Consider the following 18518-nt stretch of genomic DNA (forward strand, 5'->3'; position numbering starts at 1 on the left):
TCTGAAAAATCGTGGTATCGAACCGAGAGATCTTGAGGCAGAAACCGGGTTTTTTGGTCTTAGTCCTAAACGAACAACTCAAGATTAGATTCTACTTTTCAACATTCGATCGAGCTTTTGCAAAATAAAAATAGCCGCGGCCACACTCAAAGCCAAACCCAACCAAAAATTATCCGCCGCCCATTTACCTCCATCCAAAGCCAAACCGCCCAGCGGCGGCCCGATTAAATAGCCAATCGCCCAACACTGAGAACTCACGGCCAAATACACGCCGCGCAAAGACTCCGGCGCTAAATCCACCACCAAAGCCGAAGCAAAAGGCGTATAAGTAACAGTCGCCACCGACAAAAAGCTCAAGCCTAAAACAGCTAAAAATAGATTGCCAGTTGCAGCTATTCCCGTCAAGCCGATCGCGATAAATCCCATTCCCCACAGTAGCGCCGAAATCATCAAAGCTTTCGGGTGGGAAAATGGTCTCAAAGCTTTAACAACCGGCAGTTGCAAAGCCACAGTTAAAAACGTGCTAAAAGCAAACAAAACGGTAATTGTACCTGTTGAAAAGCCTGTTCTAGTCCCCACCGCGACAAACTTGCTAAAGTACAGCGGCATTGTGGTTTGGATTTGGGAAATATATAATGTGAACAGAGTATTTACTAAAGCATAAACTAGAAGACTTCGATCGCTCAGCGCCACCATCCAACCATTTTCCCGATTTTTTTTGCCTCTATCCCCTGGATTAGCTGGTTTGTAGGTTTCGGCGATCGCGATCGCCACCACGGCAAACAGCACTAAAAATGAGATACCATCAATAATAAAGAGCGATCGATAGTTCCCCGTTACTGCAATCAACAAACCGCCCAAAATAATCCCAACTTGCAAACCCAAATTATCAGCAAGCCGCGTCAAAGCAAAAGCTTCCTGTCGCTGTTCGCCCTCAGTTAAATCCGCCACCATCGTCTCGGTTGGAGGCCAATACAAACCCACGCCCAAACCCATCAGTAAATTGCCCGCAATTAAGCCGGGGAAATCATTAGTCCCCGCCAGTATAAAAGAAGCGGCAGCCGAAATAATTGTCGCCAGCAATAAAGTTCGTCGCCTTCCCCAAAATTTGGAATCGCAAAAAGAACCGCCCAAAATTCTGCCGAATATTCCCGAAACAGAACCGCTACCCAAACCAATCCCAACAGCAGTAGCAGATAAACCCACGTGATCGACAAAAAATATCGGCGCGTAAAATAAAGTAAAACCGGTGCCGCTTTGGGAGAGGAATCTGCCGGCGGCAAGAATCCAGACTTGAGGGGGGAGACGGGGCAACCAAGAGGATAATTGAAATTTAGGCATATACAGTTAAATTAGGAGTTATTTCTGGAGGCAGAAACCTGGTTTTTTATAAAAAATACGTTACGGTGTTTAATCAGAGTCAAAAACAGGTGTCTTTGGTCGCAGTGCATAAGTCCTGTGAGTAATTATTAATTTATTCCGTACTTTTTCCGAATTAGTATTAGTTAACCGAGGTGATGACAAACATAAGTGAGCTTAACAATTCTTGAGGGTATGTTACACAAAAGTTACCATTGATTTAAAAATACTTAACAGAATTTTAGAAAAAAGTTAGTTAAACTCTAGAAAAGGCAGAAGAAAATTTTAGAGGGAATTATATGACAGCTATTACAACATCAAGAGTGGAATCAATCAAACCGCGCTGGCAAGCAATTGTCATGGTGGCCCTAATTTTCTGGCTCAGCGTTAGCCTGATTTTGGATCTAGTAATTATGCCCAGTCTCTACGTATCTGGCATGACGACATCTCCGGAGTTTGCAACGGCCGGCAATTTAATGTTCTGGGGATTCAACCGCGTTGAGTTAATCTGTTCGGGCGTGGTGGCAACGGGTTTGATGGTTTTGAGCAATTTAGTCGGTGACTTCGGCAAGCGCAGCCGCACAGCGATTTTATTATCATTGGTACTTCTGGCGATCGCCCTGATTGACACCTACGGCCTGACACCCCAAATGAGTGCCCTAGGAATCCAGCTAAATCTGTTCGATTCCGCAGCAGAAGTGCCCGCCGGGATGAATCTACTGCACCAAGGCTATTTTGGATTGGAAGCGCTGAAGTTGGCTGTCGCCGGTACGCTGCTGGGCTGGTGCTACCAAAACCAAGTTTAATCGACACAATGCTGAGATGTTGAGTTGAGAAAAAAAACTCAACCAGCAGCGGGGGGCGTGAATTCACGCCCCCCGCTAATTTTTTAAATTTTAACGCGATCGAAAACGAGCCTTGAATTGGAGCCATTCTGTATTCATCGGCGTTAATCTGTGTTTATCTGCCCTCATCTGCGGTTAAAAAAGAGAATATGTTAACCGCAGATGACAATGGATGGACGCTGATTCACGCTGATTAAGAGAATAGAGATCTGAATAATTCCGATGCTAACAGACTTGATATAACTATACTGTCAAGTTTCCTGAACCCGCCCAAAAACGGATACTTGCGAACGACTCCTGTTGTGGAGAGATCAAGATTTTAGACTCTTGTTCAAACTCCCAGATTCATCTGTGGAGTAAATCTCAAATCTCAAATCTCAAATCTCAAATCGACTGAGGGCACGCCCTACTCGGATGCTTCCGGTAAATCTGCTTTTGGCAACAGCAAGCGCAAGCCCATCACCGCAAATCCGATCGCCGCGAGTCCCTTTACCAGTCGTTCCGGCAACACCTCTGCGGTGCTGAAGCCGATCGCCACCCCGATTAAACTCGCCAGCAGCAGCGCCGACGCCGTGCCAAAAAATACAGCCCGCGGCGAGTTACAACTGCTGCCCAAGGCGATCGCAGCTAATTGACTTTTGTCTCCCAATTCTGACAAAAACACTGTAATAAAACTGATTCCCAGAAGTTGCCAGTCCATATTTTTTTCACTTCTTAGTTAGCTGTTGTAGAAATCTACGACTTACCGACAGGCAGACAATTAACCCAGCACTTCCCACAGCAGAACCGCCGAAATTGCCAGCAAAATCACTCCGGCTGCTCTCTCCAAAGTTCTCGGAGCAATCCGACTAGCCAGCCACCTTCCCAGCAACACCCCCAGCAAACTGGTTGCTATCAAAGCCGAACCCGCACCCGCAAAAACGATCCAAGGATTTCGAGATTCAGCCGTCATCAGCAAAATTGCGAGCTGAGTTTTGTCTCCAATTTCAGCTAAAAAAATAGTTGCAAAAGTCGAAGCAAAAATTGCCCAGTGCTTGGGCTTCAGTTTCTTTTGTTCCTGACAAATATCGGGATTTACCGTCACTGAGAGTTCAGCGGGCTCCGGGGTTAAAGCAGCACAAATCTCAGTAACCTCTTTTATTTGTAGTTGTACCTGTTGTGGCAAATCATAATTGAGGTTTACTGAGTCAGAAGCAGACAAGCTTGGCGGAACAGAATCAAGTTTCACGGGCAATGAGTGCTAAAAGCTATTTATTTTTGACTTGTACTTTTGATTCTAACTCTCTCTGTGCCTGCTTTTACCAAACCAGGGTCATCTTTTTCCCCCAATATTTCAGCAACTGATTCCTGAAACGACTCACCGCACCCAAAAAGGGATACAAGCCCCCAGATTTATCTGTCGAGTCAATCTCAAATCTCAAATCTCAAATGGACTGACGGACTTGTTCATGTGCCGTAAGTTCGATCGCCCGCATCTCCCAAACCAGGTACAATAAAGCCCTGTTCGTTGACTATTTCGTCGATCGTTGCCGTGTAAATCATCAAACTCGGGTACTCTGCACTCAGCCTCTTCAAAGCCGGAGGAGCAGCCACCACAGAGATAATCCGAATCAAGCTCGGATCAATTCCCCGCTTCGTCAATTCCTGCATTGTCGCTATAATCGTGCCGCCAGTCGCCAGCATCGGCTCGCTAATTATCACCCGCGTTGCCGGGTTAAACTGCGCCGGCAATTTGTTCAAATAACAAGTCGGTTGTAGCGTCTCCTCATTTCTTGCCATGCCGAGGTGGTAAACCGAAGCCAGCGGTACAACCGTCTGAATTCCTTCGAGCAGTGCCAAACCCGCCCGCAAAATCGGTACCACAACTAACGGAGCTTCCGGGTTGATAAAAGTCGCCGGACATTCGCCCAAAGGGGTCTGCACTGTGGTTTCCACTATCGGCAGCCATTCTCGAATCGCCTCGTAAGCCAGCCACCTTCCCAATTCTGTCATCGCAGAACGAAAAAGCACCGATGGGGTGGCGGCGTCGCGGGCGACAGCCAGCCAGTGTTTAATTAACGGATGCGGGGGAACGTAAACGCGCAGTTGCAGGGACATTAGGAAATTGGGGAGAGTGCTAGGTTTGAGAAATTTTATGCGGTGCGATCAATCTTCTTCGAGGGCTTCCCCAACGGGCGATCGATCGCTCTGTGCAACTTATCACATCCTTGAGGGCGCATACAAGCCAGAGACTGAGTTATAACCCATTCGCCGATCGACCTTCATCAGCTTATTGAAATATTTTTCCAATAGTATTGACATTAATTAGCAACAAGGCTATAGTAATTTTTAGTGTTCTCCTCTCAAAGGATCGGCAGACGGGGGCAGTCGGCAATGGTAGACTGTTCCCGCATTTTTTTGGGAAGCAGGGGCATTGGGCATCGGGCATCGGGCATTGGGGATTGGATATTAGGCATTGGGCATTGCCGAACTTCGGTCTTCCTGACATCCGCTACATCCGCTACATAATCCGTTGCCGAACTTCTTGCTTCGGGAGCGATCGACTGTAAAATCATAGAAATATTAAGATTTTTAACCTAATGTCAGCTCCTACCCAATCCCAGTTATTTTCTCCCAACTCCCGCCCTACACAGCAAGAGTTTGATGTGATTGTCATCGGTTCCGGCATTGGCGGACTCGTGACAGCCACCCAGCTAGCCGCTAAGAAAGCCAAAGTTTTAGTGCTCGAAAGCTATACAATTCCGGGGGGTAGCGCTGGATATTTCGATCGAGAAGGCTACAGATTCGATGTTGGCGCCTCCATGATTTTTGGCTTCGGACAGCGTGGCACCACCAACCTCCTCACCCGCGCCCTGAAAGCAGTCAACGTCACCTTAGAAACGATTCCCGACCCCGTACAGCTTCACTATCACTTACCCAGCGGCTTGGAACTTGAAGTGCCCCAGGCTTATGATAAATACTTGCAAGAATTAACAGATAGGTTCCCTCACGAACGCGAAGGAATCCACAAATTTTACGGCGAATGCTGGAACGTCTTTAACTGCCTCAACGGGATGGAATTGCTATCCCTAGAAGAACCCGGATATCTGGTTCGAGTCTTTTTTCAGAATCCTTTAGCCTGTTTGGGATTAGTAAAATATCTGCCTCAAAATACTGGCGACATTGCGCGGCGCTACATAAAAGACCCTACTTTGCTGAAATTTATCGACATGGAATGCTACTACTGGTCTGTAGTACCTGCGGACTTGACGCCGATGATTAATGCCGGAATGGTATTTTCCGACAGACATTACGGTGGCATCAATTATCCCAAAGGCGGAGTCGGTCAAATTGCCCAAAAATTAGTCGAAGGATTAGAAAAATGCGGCGGGAAAATTCAATACAAAGCTAAGGCGAAAAAAATTATTACAGAAAACGGCCGCGCTGTGGGAGTAGAGCTAGCAACCGGCGAAGTTTACCGGGCAAAGCGGATAGTTTCTAACGCCACGCGGTGGGATACTTTTGAAAAATTGCTGCCAGCAGAAGAGATGCCCGCTAGCGAAAAGAAATGGCAGCAGCGCTATCAAAAAGCCCCCAGTTTCTTGAGTTTGCATTTGGGAGTGGAAGCCAGCGTAATCCCTGCCGGTAGCGCTTGCCACCACATTTTGTTAGAAGATTGGGACAAAATGGAAGCGCCGGAAGGAACAGTTTTGGTGTCAATTCCGACCGTGCTCGACCCGGATTTAGCTCCCGCAGGATATCACATCGTTCACGCTTTTACTTCGAGTTGGATGGAAGAGTGGGAAGGACTTTCACCGCAGGAATATGAGGAGAAAAAGGAAGAGGCCGCAGGGAGAATTATTGAAAGATTAGAAAAGATTTTTCCCGGTTTAGATGCCGGTTTGGATTATATGGAAGTTGGGACGGCGCGCTCTCACCGTCGCTTTTTGGGGCGCGAAGACGGAACTTACGGGCCGATTCCGCGACAGAAGCTAATGGGTTTGCTGGGAATGCCCTTTAATCGAACTTCTATGCCTGGTTTGTATTGTGTGGGTGACAGTACGTTTCCCGGACAGGGTTTAAATGCGGTGGCATTTTCTGGGTTTGCTTGCGCGCACCGAATTGCGGTTGATTTGGGTTTTTAGCGGTAGTAGTAGGGTGCGTCAGATTGTTCGCTTGAAATACGACATAAAATGTGAGGCTCTGGGGCAGCCTACAAAAAGACTAAAAACCCGGTTTCTGGGAAAAACCGGGTTTTAAACTGAAAATTGGCGGTTTTCATTCTTTTACTGAGTTCACTGGTCGTAGCTGCCGCCGACGCCGATTTGGGTATTGTAGATTTTGGCATTAGTGATAGTCATGTCTTCCATTGATGCGCCGGATACGTCAGCGGTGTTAATGATGGCTGCGGTCAGATTTGCCCGATCGAGGTCTGCGTTATTTAAACTGGCGTTAGTCAGGAAAACTTGGGTTAAGTTAGCACTCGTCAAGTTAGCACCCGTCAAGTCAGCACCTTCGAGGTTGGCACTAGATAGGTTTGCTCCTCGTAAATTTGCTTCTCTCAAATCAGCACCAATTAAATGAGCTCCCGTTAAATCTGCTCCCGACAAGTCGCACTTAAAACATTGCCCGGTTGACAATAACTGTTTGACGTGAACGGGATTTTCAGCGCGAGCCGGGGCTGCCAACACTAGGGGAGTAATTAAAAAAGTAGCGGCTAATAGATTGCGTTTCATAATCCCTTTTCCTCACAGACTCTGTATTCAAGTTCTTGTCTTGATATCTACAATCGTACCATGGTTGTTTTCGCAAGTTGCGATCTAATTCACAGCTTAGCTGTGATATGGATTCCCCTTAAAAACCCATACATGGTCTCGACCAGCTCGCAAAACATAATTTCGCAAAACTTAACACTGCCGAACTTAATACAGTGCCTTTTTGTAGTAACCTTTTCTAGGTTAGCCCGGATAGGCAACAGATGTGTCTTTCTGAAGATGGAGATGATTCGCAATGCTATGGATGATTTTAGCTGCGATCTTATCGCAAAAAGCTTACAAAAAATACCTGGTTTTTAGTAAAAGTGTCACGAGACAGAAAATTTAATTTAAAATAAAGATAAGCTTATAACTTTATAGGTAGAGGAAAAGCAGTCACAGGCCTGATCCCCAGCCCAAGCTCGGCTGCATTTTTAACAATAAATTTTAATTAGGTCTCAGCAGCGCCGTAAAAAGCCACCTAGTGCTTGGAAATCAGCACTTTTTTGGAATGTCGCAGAGTCTACGCGATCGCAAAACTCAATTAAATATGCTCAAAAACGATTCCTCCAAGTATCTGCCAACCTTAGCTCAAGTAATAGACCGCTACCCCTTGACAGTTGCGCCCGATACCCCACTAGCAGAAGTAATTACCCTGATGGGCCAACGGCGCGAAAGTTGCTCTCTAAACGCAGCCATTCCACCAACCGATATCTATCAGCAACTAACAGAAATCGCAAATTCCCCCACCTCAAGTGCATTCAGAGACGCGACAGGTATCTGCGTCTTTGTCGTAGAAAAATCACTAGAAAAATTCTCCTCGCCCTGTGCTCCACATTCTCAATTGCAAGGAATCTTTACAGAAAGGGATCTTGTCGATTTGATTGCCTCGGGCAAAAACTTAAAAGGTGTCACCATCGCAGAAGTGATGAGGCAGCCTGCAGCAACTCTGACAAAATCCGAGACTCAAGACATTTTCAGCGCCCTAATTCTGCTGGGGCAACGAAGAATTAAGCATCTGCCAATATTGGATAGTGAAGGTCAACTCTTAGGAGTAATTACGCCAGAAAGCATTCGCCAAGCAATGCTCAAACCGGCAAATATCTTAAAAATGCGCCGCGTGAAAGAAGTAATGACCGCACAAGTCATTCAAGCACCTCGCTCAGCGTCTGTTAGGAGTTTAGCTGAGTTGATGGCGCAGCACCGTGTTAGCTGCGTAGTAATTACCGAATCAACAGAATTATCGATGGATTTACCGTTCCCCATTCCAGTAGGTATCGTCACAGAACGGGATATTGTGGAATTTCAAGCTTTAGATATAGATTTGTCGCAAACGATCGCCCAAACTGTGATGAGTACCCCCTTATTTAGCCTCAAGCAAGAAGACTCGCTGTGGGTAGCTCATCAGGAAATGCACGAGCGTTTAGTCCGCAGGTTGGTAGTAACGGGGGAACAGGGAGAACTCCTGGGAATAGTTACTCAAACCAACATACTGCGCGTACTTGACCCGATGGAAATGTCCGGGGCGATCGATGTTCTGCACGATTCAGTGGCAGAAAGAACTAAGGAATTGGAAAAAGCGATCGCATCCCTCAGCTTGACTAACGCCAGACTAGAAAGCGAAATTGCTACCCGCGTGCGCGCAGAGGCCAGACTCCACCTTTTAGAATCTGCTGTAGTGAACGCTAACGACGCAATCGTGATTATGGATGCGGGAGACAGCGATATCTCCGACCCCACCATCATCTATGCCAACGAAGCTTTTACCCAAATGACGGGCTACCTACCCGAAGAAATCATCGGACAAACCCCCAGTTGCTTGCGCGGCCCCGAAAGCGACCCCACCCAAGTCGATAAAATTCGCCGTACTTTCTCTCGCCGAGAACCCCTACGCCTAGAATTGATTAACTACCGCAAAGACGGTTCAACATATTGGGTGGAACTCAACAGCGTACCGATTGCCGACAACTCCGGGAACGTTACCCACTGGGTGTCGGTGCAGCGAGATATTACCGATCGCAAGCGCATGGAACAAGCATTTTTTGAAGAAAAAGAACTCGCTCAGGTTACTCTACAATCAATCGGCGATGCCGTAATCACTACTGACGCCGACGGCTGCATTTCCACCCTTAATCCAGTTGCCGAACAACTCACGGGTTGGTCTACCTCGGAAGCTAAGGGTTTGCCCCTCGCCAGCGTGCTGAGAATAGTTGACGAAACTACCAGGCGGCCGACTGAAAATATCGCCGAAATTGCTTTGTGCGAAGGTCGGATTGTTGACCAAGGACACAACAGCTTGCTGATTGACCGCAACAACACTGAATTTGCGATCGACCACTGCGTCGCCCCCATCCACGCTAGCAGCGGCGAAATTGTCGGGGCAGTCGTTGTGTTCCGAGATGTGACGCAAGTGCGAACTCAAGCGCGGCAACTCACCTGGCAGGCAACTCATGACCCCCTGACGCAATTAGTCAACCGCCGGGAATTTGAGTACCAGCTAGAGCACGCCCTACACGGCGCTCAAGGTTACGGGCAAGAACACGTGATGCTTTACCTGGATCTCGATCGCTTCAAAATAGTTAACGACACCTGCGGTCATGCTGCAGGCGACGAACTGCTGCGCCAAGTCAGCCAGCTATTTAAAAGCAATATCCGCAAAACCGATATTTTGGCACGTCTGGGTGGCGATGAATTTGCCGTACTCCTGTACCATTGTCCCGTCGAACGAGGATTGAACGTTGCTGAAACGCTCCTGCGAAGCATTCAGGCATTCCGCTTTGCGTGGCAGGACAAAACTTTTTCGATCGGCGTCAGTATCGGTTTGGTAGCAATCAATCCCAAAACAGCCTCGACATCTGCGATTTTGAGCGCGGTCGATATGGCCTGCTACGCTGCTAAAAATAAAGGTCGCAACCGGGTACAGGTTTATCAAGCCGGCGATCAAGAATTAATCAAACAGCATGGCGAAACCGAGTGGGTGGTGCAAATTCATCAAGCTTTAGAAGAGAATCGCTTTTGCTTGTACTCTCAGCCGATCGTACCTTTGCTTTATTCTCCAACCACCGGAACCCACTGCGAAATCCTCCTGCGCCTCCAGTTGGAAACTGGTGAGTTGGTGTCGCCGATGGCGTTTATTCCGGCGGCCGAACGCTACAACTTGATGCACGCGATCGACCGCTGGGTGATTCGCACTTTATTTAGCCAGTTATCTAAAATTTTCACAGCAAATTTATTAGTCCAAAACCCCGGGATAGGCAGCGATAAAATAGTTACCTTCCCTGCTTGCTCTCTTTCTGAGCTGCAATCGTCATTTGGCAAATATCCCAACCTTTATTCCATCAACCTTTCTGGGGACAGCCTCAACGAAGAAAAGTTTATCGAGTTTATTCAGGAACAGTTTTCCATCCATCAAATACCGCCGCAAATAATTTGTTTTGAAATAACCGAAACCGTTGCCATTGGTAATCTCAGTAAGGCCGCTAGCTTGATTTGGCAACTCAAGGAACTAGGCTGCCAGTTTGCCTTGGACGACTTCGGCAGCGGGATGTCTTCCTTTGCTTACCTGAAAAGCTTGCCGGTTGATTATCTCAAAATAGACGGCAATTTTATTAAGCATATTGTCGATAATCCTATTGATGTCGCAATGGTGGAAGCTATTACCAAAATCGCTCACGTCATGGGAATTAAAACTATTGCCGAGTATGTTGAAAATCAAACAATTATGGATAAACTAAATGAACTTGGGGTAGATTATGCTCAAGGTTATCATTTGGGCAAGCCTCAACCTTGTAACTTCACATCTCCTCTTTTAGAGGAATTTTTGGGGGAGTTTCCTGTTAATTCTTTGGCTTTTGAAGCTAAGCTGGCTTGTTGAAGAAGGAAGTTGGGCAACGAGCAAGCAATGGGATTTAACGGATTTAAGGGAGGGATGTTGAGGGAAGAAGGAAAAGAGAAATGTTAATTTCTCATAGGGTTTACTGTTGTTTCGGAATGATTTAACCGCAGAGAACGTAGAGGGCGCTGAGTTTCCCGAAGACAGAGAGGAATAATTCTAATACCAACGAATTTGATATCAGATCAATTCCCTATTCCCATTACCCATTCTCGATTACCCATTACTTTCTACATTAGTTTCCGCCGCTTCAATGTACTGACTGTCTAACAGAAAAGCACCTTTTTCAAAGCGAATTCCCCAATAATTGCCGGGACGCCGATCGATCACAACGCCTTCAGCGCCGATCGCAATTAAATTCGCAGGCCGCAGCATCGGCATCGGTTCGGCAGTTTTGACGTAAGGTGGCATCGCCACAACTCTGACTTTTTGACCGATTGTAAATTCTTTTTCCATGAGTTTTATTTGCTAAAAAAACACAGCGATCAAGGTATTTTGACAAGAAATGTTTCTGTTTTTTTGATTAATTAATTAGGGATGGATAATAAAATGGGTAATTATGAATCATAATCAAGGGAATTACGGCAAAATTAGTGATATTCTAGGCTTCCATCTTCGTTATATTCAAGTTCATGATATTTTCCCCCTAACCCTAAGCCATGAATACATCGTTGGTAGTTTTTGGCTCCCATATCGAAAGGGTTAGTCCTGTTCAATCTTGCCCATTCAGCTATCTTTAGCTGGTTAGTTGCCCCTGAAGCATCGGCTACGGTTTTGACAATCCAATCAAACATTTTTTTCCTCTAAGCTGTCTCTCACTCTACCTCTCTATATTAGCTATATATTCACCTATGGCAATCAAACATTTTTTTCCTCTAAGCTGTCTCTCACCCCTAACTCGGACGATCGCCCGTAACACCCCTGACCGATCGCGCTACAATTGTCAATCGGGATGAAAATGGCTGATTAGGAAATTAGAGGAGTAGGTGTTATGGCTACAAGTCGTCGCATTGAGCGTGTAGCTTCAATGGTTAAACGGGAAGTCAGCCTGATGTTGCTGAATGGAATCAAGGACGACCGGGTAGGTGCCGGTATGGTTAGCGTTACCGATGTAATTGTTTCGGGAGACCTTCAGCATACAAAAATTTTTGTCAGCATCTACGGTACTGATGAGGCGAAGGCTGAAACTATGGAAGGTTTGAAATCTGCTACTAGCTACGTCCGCAACCAGTTGGGCCAACGATTGCAACTGCGCCGAACGCCGGAAGTGATTTTTCTGGAAGACCGTTCTTTGGAACGGGGCGATAAAATGTTGATACTGCTGAATCAGCTTTCTGCCGATCGCAAACCGGAGATTTTAGATCCCGATGAAGAATTCGGTGAGGATGAAAGTCCCGAAACAGATGAGAATTAGTTTGTGAAGCCAGTCAACAGTCAACAGTCAACAGTCAACAGTCAACAATTTCCCATGATTGACAATCTTTCCTTACCAGAACTGGTGGCACAGATGTTCGTGGTGCGCGCTTCTGGCTGCTTGTTCGACCACCAAATTCGCTATCCCGAATGGGAACCAACTGCCAGCAAACTCCGCTATTATCTGGAAAATTTGGGCGTCGGTGGGGTGATTTTGGTCGGGGGAAGTGCTGCGGAGTTGGCACTTCGATCGCACCAATTGCAGTCTTGGGCCAAGTTTCCGCTACTGCTGGCGGCCGATATTGAGGAAGGTGTCGGCCAGCGGTTCGCGGGGGCGACTTGGTTCGGGCCGCCGATGGCAATTGCCGAAGTGGCGCGGCACGATGCAGGTAAAGCCGATCGATATGCTGAACAAATGGGCGCTGTCACTGCGATCGAAGCTAGGGCGATCGGTCTAAATTGGATTCTTGCACCGGTGGTTGATGTTAACAACAATCGCGACAATCCTGTGATTAACGTCCGCGCTTTTGGCGAGACACCGGAAATTGTCGGGAAATTAGCCGCTGCTTTTATTCGCGGCGCAGGTGAGCACCCGGTTTTGACTACAGCTAAGCATTTTCCCGGCCACGGGGACACGGCGGTTGATTCTCACTTGGAATTGCCGGTTTTGCCGCATTCCCCAGCGAGATTGGCCCAGGTTGAGTTGCCTCCTTTTGTTGAGGCGATGGCTGCTGGGGTCGATGCTGTGATGAGTGCTCACTTGCTGATTCCGGCTTGGGATGCGGAGTGTCCTGCTACTCTTTCTCGCAAAATTTTGATCGGGAAGCTGCGAGAAGAGTTGGGATTTGAAGGTTTGATCGTGACGGATGCTTTGGTGATGGGTGCGATCGCCAATAAGTACGGCGCTAATGAAGCTGCTGTTTTGGCTGCTGAGGCTGGTGCTGATGTTTTGCTGATGCCGCTTGACCCGGAAGGGGCGATTCTGGCTGTCTGTGAAGCTGTCACTCAAGGGCGACTTTCAAAATCACAAATCAAGGAATCTGTCAAGCGGATTTGGTCGGCTAAAGCTAAAGTCGGTTTGTTAGTAAAGGAAAAGGAAAAAGCAGTAGATTCAACATCGATCAAGTCGATAGACTTAAGTTTGCTGGCAACTCCTGATGCCAGGGCAACTGCTGCCGATATTTTGCGAGATTCTTTGAAATTTGGCGGCAATCTACCTTTGCAGGTTGCCAAACCCGCAGAAAACCAGCTTTTACGGAATTTGATTGTTGTAGATGATGTTTTGGGGTGTGAGTTTTTGGGCAACCACACTCCGGCGATCGCCCTTCCTGAACAGTTTGGTTACGAATTGCAACTGATTGACGATCGCACAGGGGCGATCGCTGATAATACAGGTGCAGAGCATTTTTCTCCAACACTGCTGCAAATTTTCATTCGCGGCAATTGCTTCCGAGGCAGTGCTGGTTTGACCGAAGCAGCTCAAGATTGGTTTAAGAAATTATTAAAAACGGGAGAACTGCAAGCTGTGTTAATTTACGGCAGTCCCTACGTTTTAGAGCAATTTTTGCCACACTTGCCTCCGAGTATTCCTTATGTATTTTGTTTTGGGCAAATGCCGGCAGCGCAATCTCTCGTTCTTGAAGTGCTATTCGGCATTGACGGAACTGGTAATGCTTGAGTTGCCGGACTCCTAAATATTTCCTTTGCTGCTTGCGGCGTTAGGAGTTAAATTCATCAACCCGGTTTCTCGCCGGAAATGTTGCCTTTGGTGGCAAAGCATCCAGAAACCGGGAATCCGATGCGGGTTCCTAAGTTCTGAATTGAGCTTTCCAGCAGATCCGCTTGCTAGTCGGGAAAATGTGCTGCTTCTCAACATCCTAAGACAGATCCCATCACTTACTGATGATTCCTATAATTTATTTTTATTTACGGCAGTGAATTGTATAGCTGTATACGGACAAAATTTAACTTCCATATTCGTAAGTTTGGACTATATTATTACCAGGGCCATAAAATTTTTTAGTAAAACATTGAGGGCGCATTATGATTCACTCCACTATTCCCCAAATCCAATACTCTTTAGATGTGATCCAAGATGAAGCGCGTCAGCTCGTGCATGAGGGCGTACTCAGCCGCCAACAGCCCATCTATACCCTGTGCCAATTCATTCCGCCCCGGGAATGGGCTTGTGTAGAGTGCGAATTAGAAAAATGCGACTTCTTGCTGCGCGATCGGATAGCCGACCTGATCGGTTCTGAAAAATGGGACAATGACTAAAGTTTGGTTCTGTTAAATTAAGTTGGCAAGTAAACTCCGGCTGTGTTAGAGACTCTTGATTCTTTAATGCTGGGAATTTTCGGCGCGCAAATTTTCCAACTCGGCCCTCAGCGCTGCCATGTGTGCAGTTAATTCTTGAATCTCTAGCTTTACGTTAGGCTGTACAACCGACTCGGGAGGAGCATCAGTCGCTGCATCTGATTGCTTGGGCGAGACAGATTCGCTGTCTGCATTCTCCCGATCGCCCGGTTGAGAAAAAATAGTATCTACAAAATTCCGGGCTTCTCGCTCAGTCATTTCTCCTTTTTCCAGCAGCTCATCGGCTAGCTGGCCAAAATCTGACTTCAGTTTGTCAAGATTTTCTTCTCGCTTCAGAGGATCTTGCAATGTCTCAATTAAAAAGGAAGTTGCACCTAAAGTTAGGTGAAATCCTGTTTGCAGCATTTGAGGCAGGTTGTCGGGATTCATCTAAAAATGCCGCTAGAACGTTTTTCTGAGTTTTTGGTTCGCTAGTTGCTCCCAAGTCGGGGCGCAAAGCCGCTTTTTAGCGCGAAGGTGCTGGCGTTGTGCGTCGCGATCGCCCCGAGTCAGGAAATATCAGCTTTTGGGAGGACGTTTTGCCGTTGTGCCAATACTAATCGTATCATTACTTCGGAAATTAATAAATGTCAAGTGTAAACTTTTGTAACTACGAATCGAGACTTTCCCACTGGAAAGCTCAGTCTATTTGAGATTTGAGATTTGAGATTGAACAGGACTTACGCACTGCGACTAAAAAAACCCGGTGGCTAATTACCCCTGCGTAAGTCCTGTTCAATCCAGTTAAGGATACAGCGCCTCGCCAGTGGAGGGGTCAAATATAAATAGTCGATCGAAGTCAAGCTGTACCGTCAGCCGATCGCCCGATCGCAAGCGAACACTCGCAGGTATTTGTAACTGTACAGTAGTTTCAGCACTCAACAAAGGCAAACTCGCCCGAATTAAAGTTTCTCGCCCCAGAGGTTCCACTACTTTTACCTCTACATCGAGAGGAACTTTTTCTAAAGCCCAAACATCGCTTTTCAAATCATCATCTTCTACTGTTTGTGGCGTAAAGATTTCTATATTTTCTGGACGGATGCCCAAATCAAATCCTTGTCCTTCTCTCGCCTGCAATTTTTTCTGAATCGAGGGCGGACAGACTAAATGTTGATTTCCCACTTGAAAGGATTCGTTAGTATAAATTGCCGGCAAAATGTTCATGGCGGGATTGCCTAAAAATGTGGCAACCATGCGGTTAGCTGGTTTGGCATAAATGCTTTGCGGGTCTCCAATTTGTTGAATTTTACCCCCATTTAAAACTACAATCTTATCAGCTAAAGTCATCGCTTCCACTTGGTCGTGGGTGACGTAAATTGTGGTAATTCCCAGCCGTTGATGCAGTTGTTTGAGTTCTGCTCTAGTGTCATCTCGCAGTTGAGCATCGAGGTTAGAAAGCGGTTCATCTAAAAGAAATACTTTCGGTTCGCGGGCGATCGCCCTTCCGAGTGCTACCCGCTGCTGCTGTCCGCCTGATAGCTGTTTGGGCTTACGCTTGAGGAGGTGGTTGATCGAGAGCGATCGGGCTACTGTTTCGACTCGTTCTTGAATTTTAGTCTGGTCAACATTCCGCATCCGCAATCCAAATGCCAAGTTTTCGGCGACAGTCATGTGCGGATAAAGCGCGTAATTTTGAAACACCATTGCTACATCCCGCTGTCTCGCCGGAATGTTGTTAACTAAATTATCTCCGATGTAAAGATTGCCGGAAGTTGCGGTTTCTAAACCTGCAATTGTCCGCATAATTGTGGATTTACCGCAGCCGGATGGCCCGACTAATACCCAAAATTCCCCGTCCGGGATTTTGAAGCTGATGTTTTCGATCGCGGTGACGTTTTGGTAGCGTCTGGTAATATTTTCTAAGCGAACATTTGCCATTTTGTGACTGTAATTAGTAATTGATAATTAGTGATTTTTACCTTCAGTCTTCAGCCGTCAGAAAACTGTTCCAATTCTAAAACTGTGCGGTCTAATTCTTCAACTAGAGGCGTTAACTCAGCTTGGCGGAATGCTTCTACTAAAGAACGATAATACCAGAGAGAACCATCTTTGCCACCTTTGAAGCGTTCCCAAACAGTATCTCCTAATTGACGGTAATCTTTCAGGATCGATCGAACATTATAAAGTTTATCAGCAGCCGAGACTAATCTGACGGAGCCAGAAGCTGTAGAAATGCGATCGATATAGGCTTGTTTTCGCTGACGCCAAGGGGGTTTCGGCGTCTCGTCACTGTCGGTACAGCCGTCTACAATCGCTGTGACGGTATTCCCAAAGCGGTGGCGGATGGCTTCGCGGGTGGTGGCGCCGCCTTGATCTTCGATCACATCGTGAAGCAAAGCTGCGATCGCCTCATCTTCATTTGCCCCATATTCTAAAGCTATACTAGCCGTGCCCAACAAATGGGCAATGTAGGGAACTCCGGAACCTTTGCGAACTTGGGTAGCGTGCAATTCGGCAGCATAGGTGAGGGCTTCAGAAAAACGGTTGGAGAGAATCATGAAAGTCACCTTTCTGAATTGCTATGATATATAAATTGTCGGGCTAAGTTGAAAAGACCTAATCTACCAATTTCAATCATGTCATCAAATGCGATCGAGAGCGATCGTTTCTACAATTATAATCGTTAATAAGAGGTTTTTAGCATGACAGCTACTATAATTATATCCAAAAAATCCGACCCAAATTTAGAGCCAGAATCACATCCAAAATTAGAAAATATACCCGAAATTCACCCAGAATCTAAGCCCAAAAAAGTCATATCTCTCGATGAGTTTTTAGTCAAGCCTCCGGATAGAATGGAATGGGTTGACGGCAACTTAGTGGAGAAAACAGGAATGACATTCAAGCACGGTGTCGCTCAATCTAAATTATCGAGCCACTGGAGAAATTACAAAAATTCCAGCGGACAGGGAGGAGAAGTTGTTACAGAAGTCCTTTGCCGCACTAACAAACAGGGTCGCCGTCCCCATGTTGCTTATATTACTCCTGAACTTCTGCCAGAATCAGGCAATTTTACAGCATTTTCCCAAAGTTTTCCTTTGATAGCGGAAGTTGCTTCCCCCGAAGATAGCGGCGAAGAGTTATTTGCGAAAGCTCAGGAATATTTGGAATCGGGATGTTTAGAAGTTTGGTTGCTCTTTCCTGAAGCGAGATTAGTATTTGTGAATGCGGGGCAACGCTGGCGGTTGCTTAATGCGGATGAAGTGGTTAACACTCAAAGTGTACTTACAGGTTTTAGCGTAGCTGTGAGTGAATTGTTGGCTTAAGGAATGTGTAAAAGGAATTTATTAAAATTATAAAAATAGCTTTTAAAATATTGGAATTTAAGGTGATTAATTTTATGTTAAGACGGGGATTAATGACTATATTGGAGCGAAAAAACCTCATTTAATATACTCTACTGGTAACTTATAACTCTTGATAAATTCGCTCGCGTTCCACTATAACGTTCCGCTTTTTCAAATCAACTCAAAGGCGTTTTTCTGGATTTTAAAGAGGGTGGAACTCAGCTTCATCATAATGGACGGGTCATCAATTTTTGTTAGTCTGTTACACGTTGGATTTTGCCGACTTATGGCGTTTGCTCAGGAACCAAAGCAGCGCTATATCGCTCTTTGGTCACTCTGGGAAGACTATAATCAAGGAAAATCGCTGAGTGAAACCTAGTCCCTGATTATGATAGCGCCGAGGGAGCCATTCCTGTAATTGAAGATGATCCTGATTTCCACTTTTCTTCCGCCTAGACAGACAAAAGAGCGATAGTTTTAATTATTGAGCTGGGTAAAATATTTAAATCTCAACTACAGCACTTCCGGGTGTTATGAGGTACAATAAGAATAGATTAAAAAAAATACACCAATGAAAGCATATTCAGTAGATTTGCGAAAAAAAATAGTAGCAGCCCATGAAGAGCAAAAGCTG

Annotated in this window: 17 protein-coding genes; 7 read left to right on the top strand and 10 right to left on the bottom strand. The window is 46.2% G+C overall.

Annotated features, from left to right (window positions below; translation table 11 throughout):
- Window positions 1–84: 84 nt before the first annotated feature.
- Complete coding sequence (locus QUA57_RS04835) at window positions 85–1341, bottom strand: MFS transporter (protein ID WP_333059732.1); 1257 nt, start codon at window positions 1339–1341, stop codon at window positions 85–87.
- Window positions 1342–1658: 317 nt separating this feature from the next.
- Here QUA57_RS04835 and QUA57_RS04840 point away from each other — a divergent pair, with 317 nt between their 5' ends.
- Window positions 1659–2165: a hypothetical protein gene (locus QUA57_RS04840; protein ID WP_333059731.1), complete on the top strand. Its 507-nt coding sequence runs from the start codon at window positions 1659–1661 to the stop codon at window positions 2163–2165.
- Between the two features lie 445 nt (window positions 2166–2610).
- Here QUA57_RS04840 and QUA57_RS04845 read toward each other — a convergent pair whose 3' ends face one another.
- The 3 genes from QUA57_RS04845 to upp all read right to left on the bottom strand — a co-directional run bounded on the left by QUA57_RS04845 (window position 2611) and on the right by upp (window position 4301).
- Complete coding sequence (locus QUA57_RS04845) at window positions 2611–2904, bottom strand: TMEM165/GDT1 family protein (protein ID WP_333035445.1); 294 nt, start codon at window positions 2902–2904, stop codon at window positions 2611–2613.
- Window positions 2905–2964: 60 nt separating this feature from the next.
- Window positions 2965–3432, bottom strand: coding sequence for a TMEM165/GDT1 family protein (locus tag QUA57_RS04850; protein WP_333035444.1), 468 nt, complete (start codon window positions 3430–3432; stop codon window positions 2965–2967).
- A 218-nt stretch (window positions 3433–3650) separates the two neighbouring features.
- The gene (gene upp / locus QUA57_RS04855; RefSeq protein WP_333059729.1) at window positions 3651–4301 is read right to left on the bottom strand and encodes a uracil phosphoribosyltransferase; all 651 of its coding nucleotides are present in this window, start codon (window positions 4299–4301) and stop codon (window positions 3651–3653) included.
- Between the two features lie 482 nt (window positions 4302–4783).
- On the opposite strand from upp, the gene crtH reads away from it, so the two are divergent.
- Window positions 4784–6328 carry a carotenoid isomerase gene (gene crtH / locus QUA57_RS04860; protein ID WP_333059727.1) on the top strand — a complete coding sequence of 515 codons (1545 nt, stop codon included), beginning with the start codon at window positions 4784–4786 and terminating at the stop codon, window positions 6326–6328.
- A 150-nt stretch (window positions 6329–6478) separates the two neighbouring features.
- On the opposite strand, the gene QUA57_RS04865 is transcribed toward crtH, so the two are convergent.
- Window positions 6479–6919 (bottom strand): pentapeptide repeat-containing protein, encoded by a 441-nt coding sequence (locus QUA57_RS04865; RefSeq protein WP_333059726.1) that lies wholly within the window; start codon window positions 6917–6919, stop codon window positions 6479–6481.
- A 529-nt stretch (window positions 6920–7448) separates the two neighbouring features.
- On the opposite strand from QUA57_RS04865, the gene QUA57_RS04870 reads away from it, so the two are divergent.
- Window positions 7449–10811: an EAL domain-containing protein gene (locus QUA57_RS04870; RefSeq protein ID WP_333059725.1), complete on the top strand. Its 3363-nt coding sequence runs from the start codon at window positions 7449–7451 to the stop codon at window positions 10809–10811.
- 234 nt (window positions 10812–11045) lie between these two features.
- Here the strand turns inward: QUA57_RS04870 and sipA are convergent, their stop codons facing one another.
- Window positions 11046–11285 carry a regulatory protein SipA gene (sipA, locus tag QUA57_RS04875; RefSeq protein WP_333059724.1) on the bottom strand — a complete coding sequence of 80 codons (240 nt, stop codon included), beginning with the start codon at window positions 11283–11285 and terminating at the stop codon, window positions 11046–11048.
- 134 nt (window positions 11286–11419) lie between these two features.
- Window positions 11420–11623 (bottom strand): hypothetical protein, encoded by a 204-nt coding sequence (locus QUA57_RS04880; RefSeq protein ID WP_333059723.1) that lies wholly within the window; start codon window positions 11621–11623, stop codon window positions 11420–11422.
- Window positions 11624–11820: 197 nt separating this feature from the next.
- Here QUA57_RS04880 and rbfA point away from each other — a divergent pair, with 197 nt between their 5' ends.
- From rbfA to QUA57_RS04895, 3 genes are all read left to right on the top strand, one after another.
- Window positions 11821–12243, top strand: coding sequence for a 30S ribosome-binding factor RbfA (gene rbfA, locus QUA57_RS04885; RefSeq protein WP_333059721.1), 423 nt, complete (start codon window positions 11821–11823; stop codon window positions 12241–12243).
- A gap of 54 nt (window positions 12244–12297) precedes the next feature.
- A complete protein-coding gene (locus tag QUA57_RS04890; RefSeq protein WP_333059819.1) occupies window positions 12298–13920 on the top strand; it encodes a glycoside hydrolase family 3 N-terminal domain-containing protein in 1623 nt (540 codons plus the stop codon).
- Between the two features lie 365 nt (window positions 13921–14285).
- Complete coding sequence (locus QUA57_RS04895; RefSeq protein ID WP_333035426.1) at window positions 14286–14519, top strand: DUF4327 family protein; 234 nt, start codon at window positions 14286–14288, stop codon at window positions 14517–14519.
- A gap of 63 nt (window positions 14520–14582) precedes the next feature.
- Here QUA57_RS04895 and QUA57_RS04900 read toward each other — a convergent pair whose 3' ends face one another.
- The 3 genes from QUA57_RS04900 to QUA57_RS04910 form a co-directional block, all read right to left on the bottom strand.
- Entirely contained in the window at window positions 14583–14987 is a 405-nt protein-coding gene (locus tag QUA57_RS04900; protein WP_333059720.1) for a hypothetical protein, read from the bottom strand.
- Window positions 14988–15341: 354 nt separating this feature from the next.
- On the bottom strand, window positions 15342–16475 hold the full coding sequence (locus tag QUA57_RS04905; RefSeq protein ID WP_333059719.1) for an ABC transporter ATP-binding protein: 1134 nt from the start codon (window positions 16473–16475) through the stop codon (window positions 15342–15344).
- Window positions 16476–16525: 50 nt separating this feature from the next.
- Window positions 16526–17095: an HD domain-containing protein gene (locus QUA57_RS04910; protein WP_333059718.1), complete on the bottom strand. Its 570-nt coding sequence runs from the start codon at window positions 17093–17095 to the stop codon at window positions 16526–16528.
- A gap of 144 nt (window positions 17096–17239) precedes the next feature.
- Between QUA57_RS04910 and QUA57_RS04915 the strand changes: the two genes are divergently transcribed.
- Complete coding sequence (locus tag QUA57_RS04915; RefSeq protein WP_333059717.1) at window positions 17240–17863, top strand: Uma2 family endonuclease; 624 nt, start codon at window positions 17240–17242, stop codon at window positions 17861–17863.
- Window positions 17864–18518: the final 655 nt, after the last annotated feature.

The sequence above is a fragment of the Microcoleus sp. Pol7_B2 genome (genome assembly GCF_036701035.1).
Lineage (GTDB): Bacteria > Cyanobacteriota > Cyanobacteriia > Cyanobacteriales > Microcoleaceae > Microcoleus.

What these genes read in the sequence shown, in the direction of transcription:
- QUA57_RS04835 (WP_333059732.1), bottom strand. Translation starts at nt 1,341, where the DNA reads ATGCCTAAATTTCAATTATCCTCTTGGTTGCCCCGTCTCCCCCCTCAA.
- QUA57_RS04840 (WP_333059731.1), top strand. Translation starts at nt 1,659, where the DNA reads ATGACAGCTATTACAACATCAAGAGTGGAATCAATCAAACCGCGCTGG.
- QUA57_RS04845 (WP_333035445.1), bottom strand. Translation starts at nt 2,904, where the DNA reads ATGGACTGGCAACTTCTGGGAATCAGTTTTATTACAGTGTTTTTGTCA.
- upp (WP_333059729.1), bottom strand. Translation starts at nt 4,301, where the DNA reads ATGTCCCTGCAACTGCGCGTTTACGTTCCCCCGCATCCGTTAATTAAA.
- crtH (WP_333059727.1), top strand. Translation starts at nt 4,784, where the DNA reads ATGTCAGCTCCTACCCAATCCCAGTTATTTTCTCCCAACTCCCGCCCT.
- QUA57_RS04865 (WP_333059726.1), bottom strand. Translation starts at nt 6,919, where the DNA reads ATGAAACGCAATCTATTAGCCGCTACTTTTTTAATTACTCCCCTAGTG.
- QUA57_RS04870 (WP_333059725.1), top strand. Translation starts at nt 7,449, where the DNA reads ATGTCGCAGAGTCTACGCGATCGCAAAACTCAATTAAATATGCTCAAA.
- sipA (WP_333059724.1), bottom strand. Translation starts at nt 11,285, where the DNA reads ATGGAAAAAGAATTTACAATCGGTCAAAAAGTCAGAGTTGTGGCGATG.
- QUA57_RS04880 (WP_333059723.1), bottom strand. Translation starts at nt 11,623, where the DNA reads ATGTTTGATTGGATTGTCAAAACCGTAGCCGATGCTTCAGGGGCAACT.
- rbfA (WP_333059721.1), top strand. Translation starts at nt 11,821, where the DNA reads ATGGCTACAAGTCGTCGCATTGAGCGTGTAGCTTCAATGGTTAAACGG.
- QUA57_RS04890 (WP_333059819.1), top strand. Translation starts at nt 12,298, where the DNA reads ATGATTGACAATCTTTCCTTACCAGAACTGGTGGCACAGATGTTCGTG.
- QUA57_RS04895 (WP_333035426.1), top strand. Translation starts at nt 14,286, where the DNA reads ATGATTCACTCCACTATTCCCCAAATCCAATACTCTTTAGATGTGATC.
- QUA57_RS04900 (WP_333059720.1), bottom strand. Translation starts at nt 14,987, where the DNA reads ATGAATCCCGACAACCTGCCTCAAATGCTGCAAACAGGATTTCACCTA.
- QUA57_RS04905 (WP_333059719.1), bottom strand. Translation starts at nt 16,475, where the DNA reads ATGGCAAATGTTCGCTTAGAAAATATTACCAGACGCTACCAAAACGTC.
- QUA57_RS04910 (WP_333059718.1), bottom strand. Translation starts at nt 17,095, where the DNA reads ATGATTCTCTCCAACCGTTTTTCTGAAGCCCTCACCTATGCTGCCGAA.
- QUA57_RS04915 (WP_333059717.1), top strand. Translation starts at nt 17,240, where the DNA reads ATGACAGCTACTATAATTATATCCAAAAAATCCGACCCAAATTTAGAG.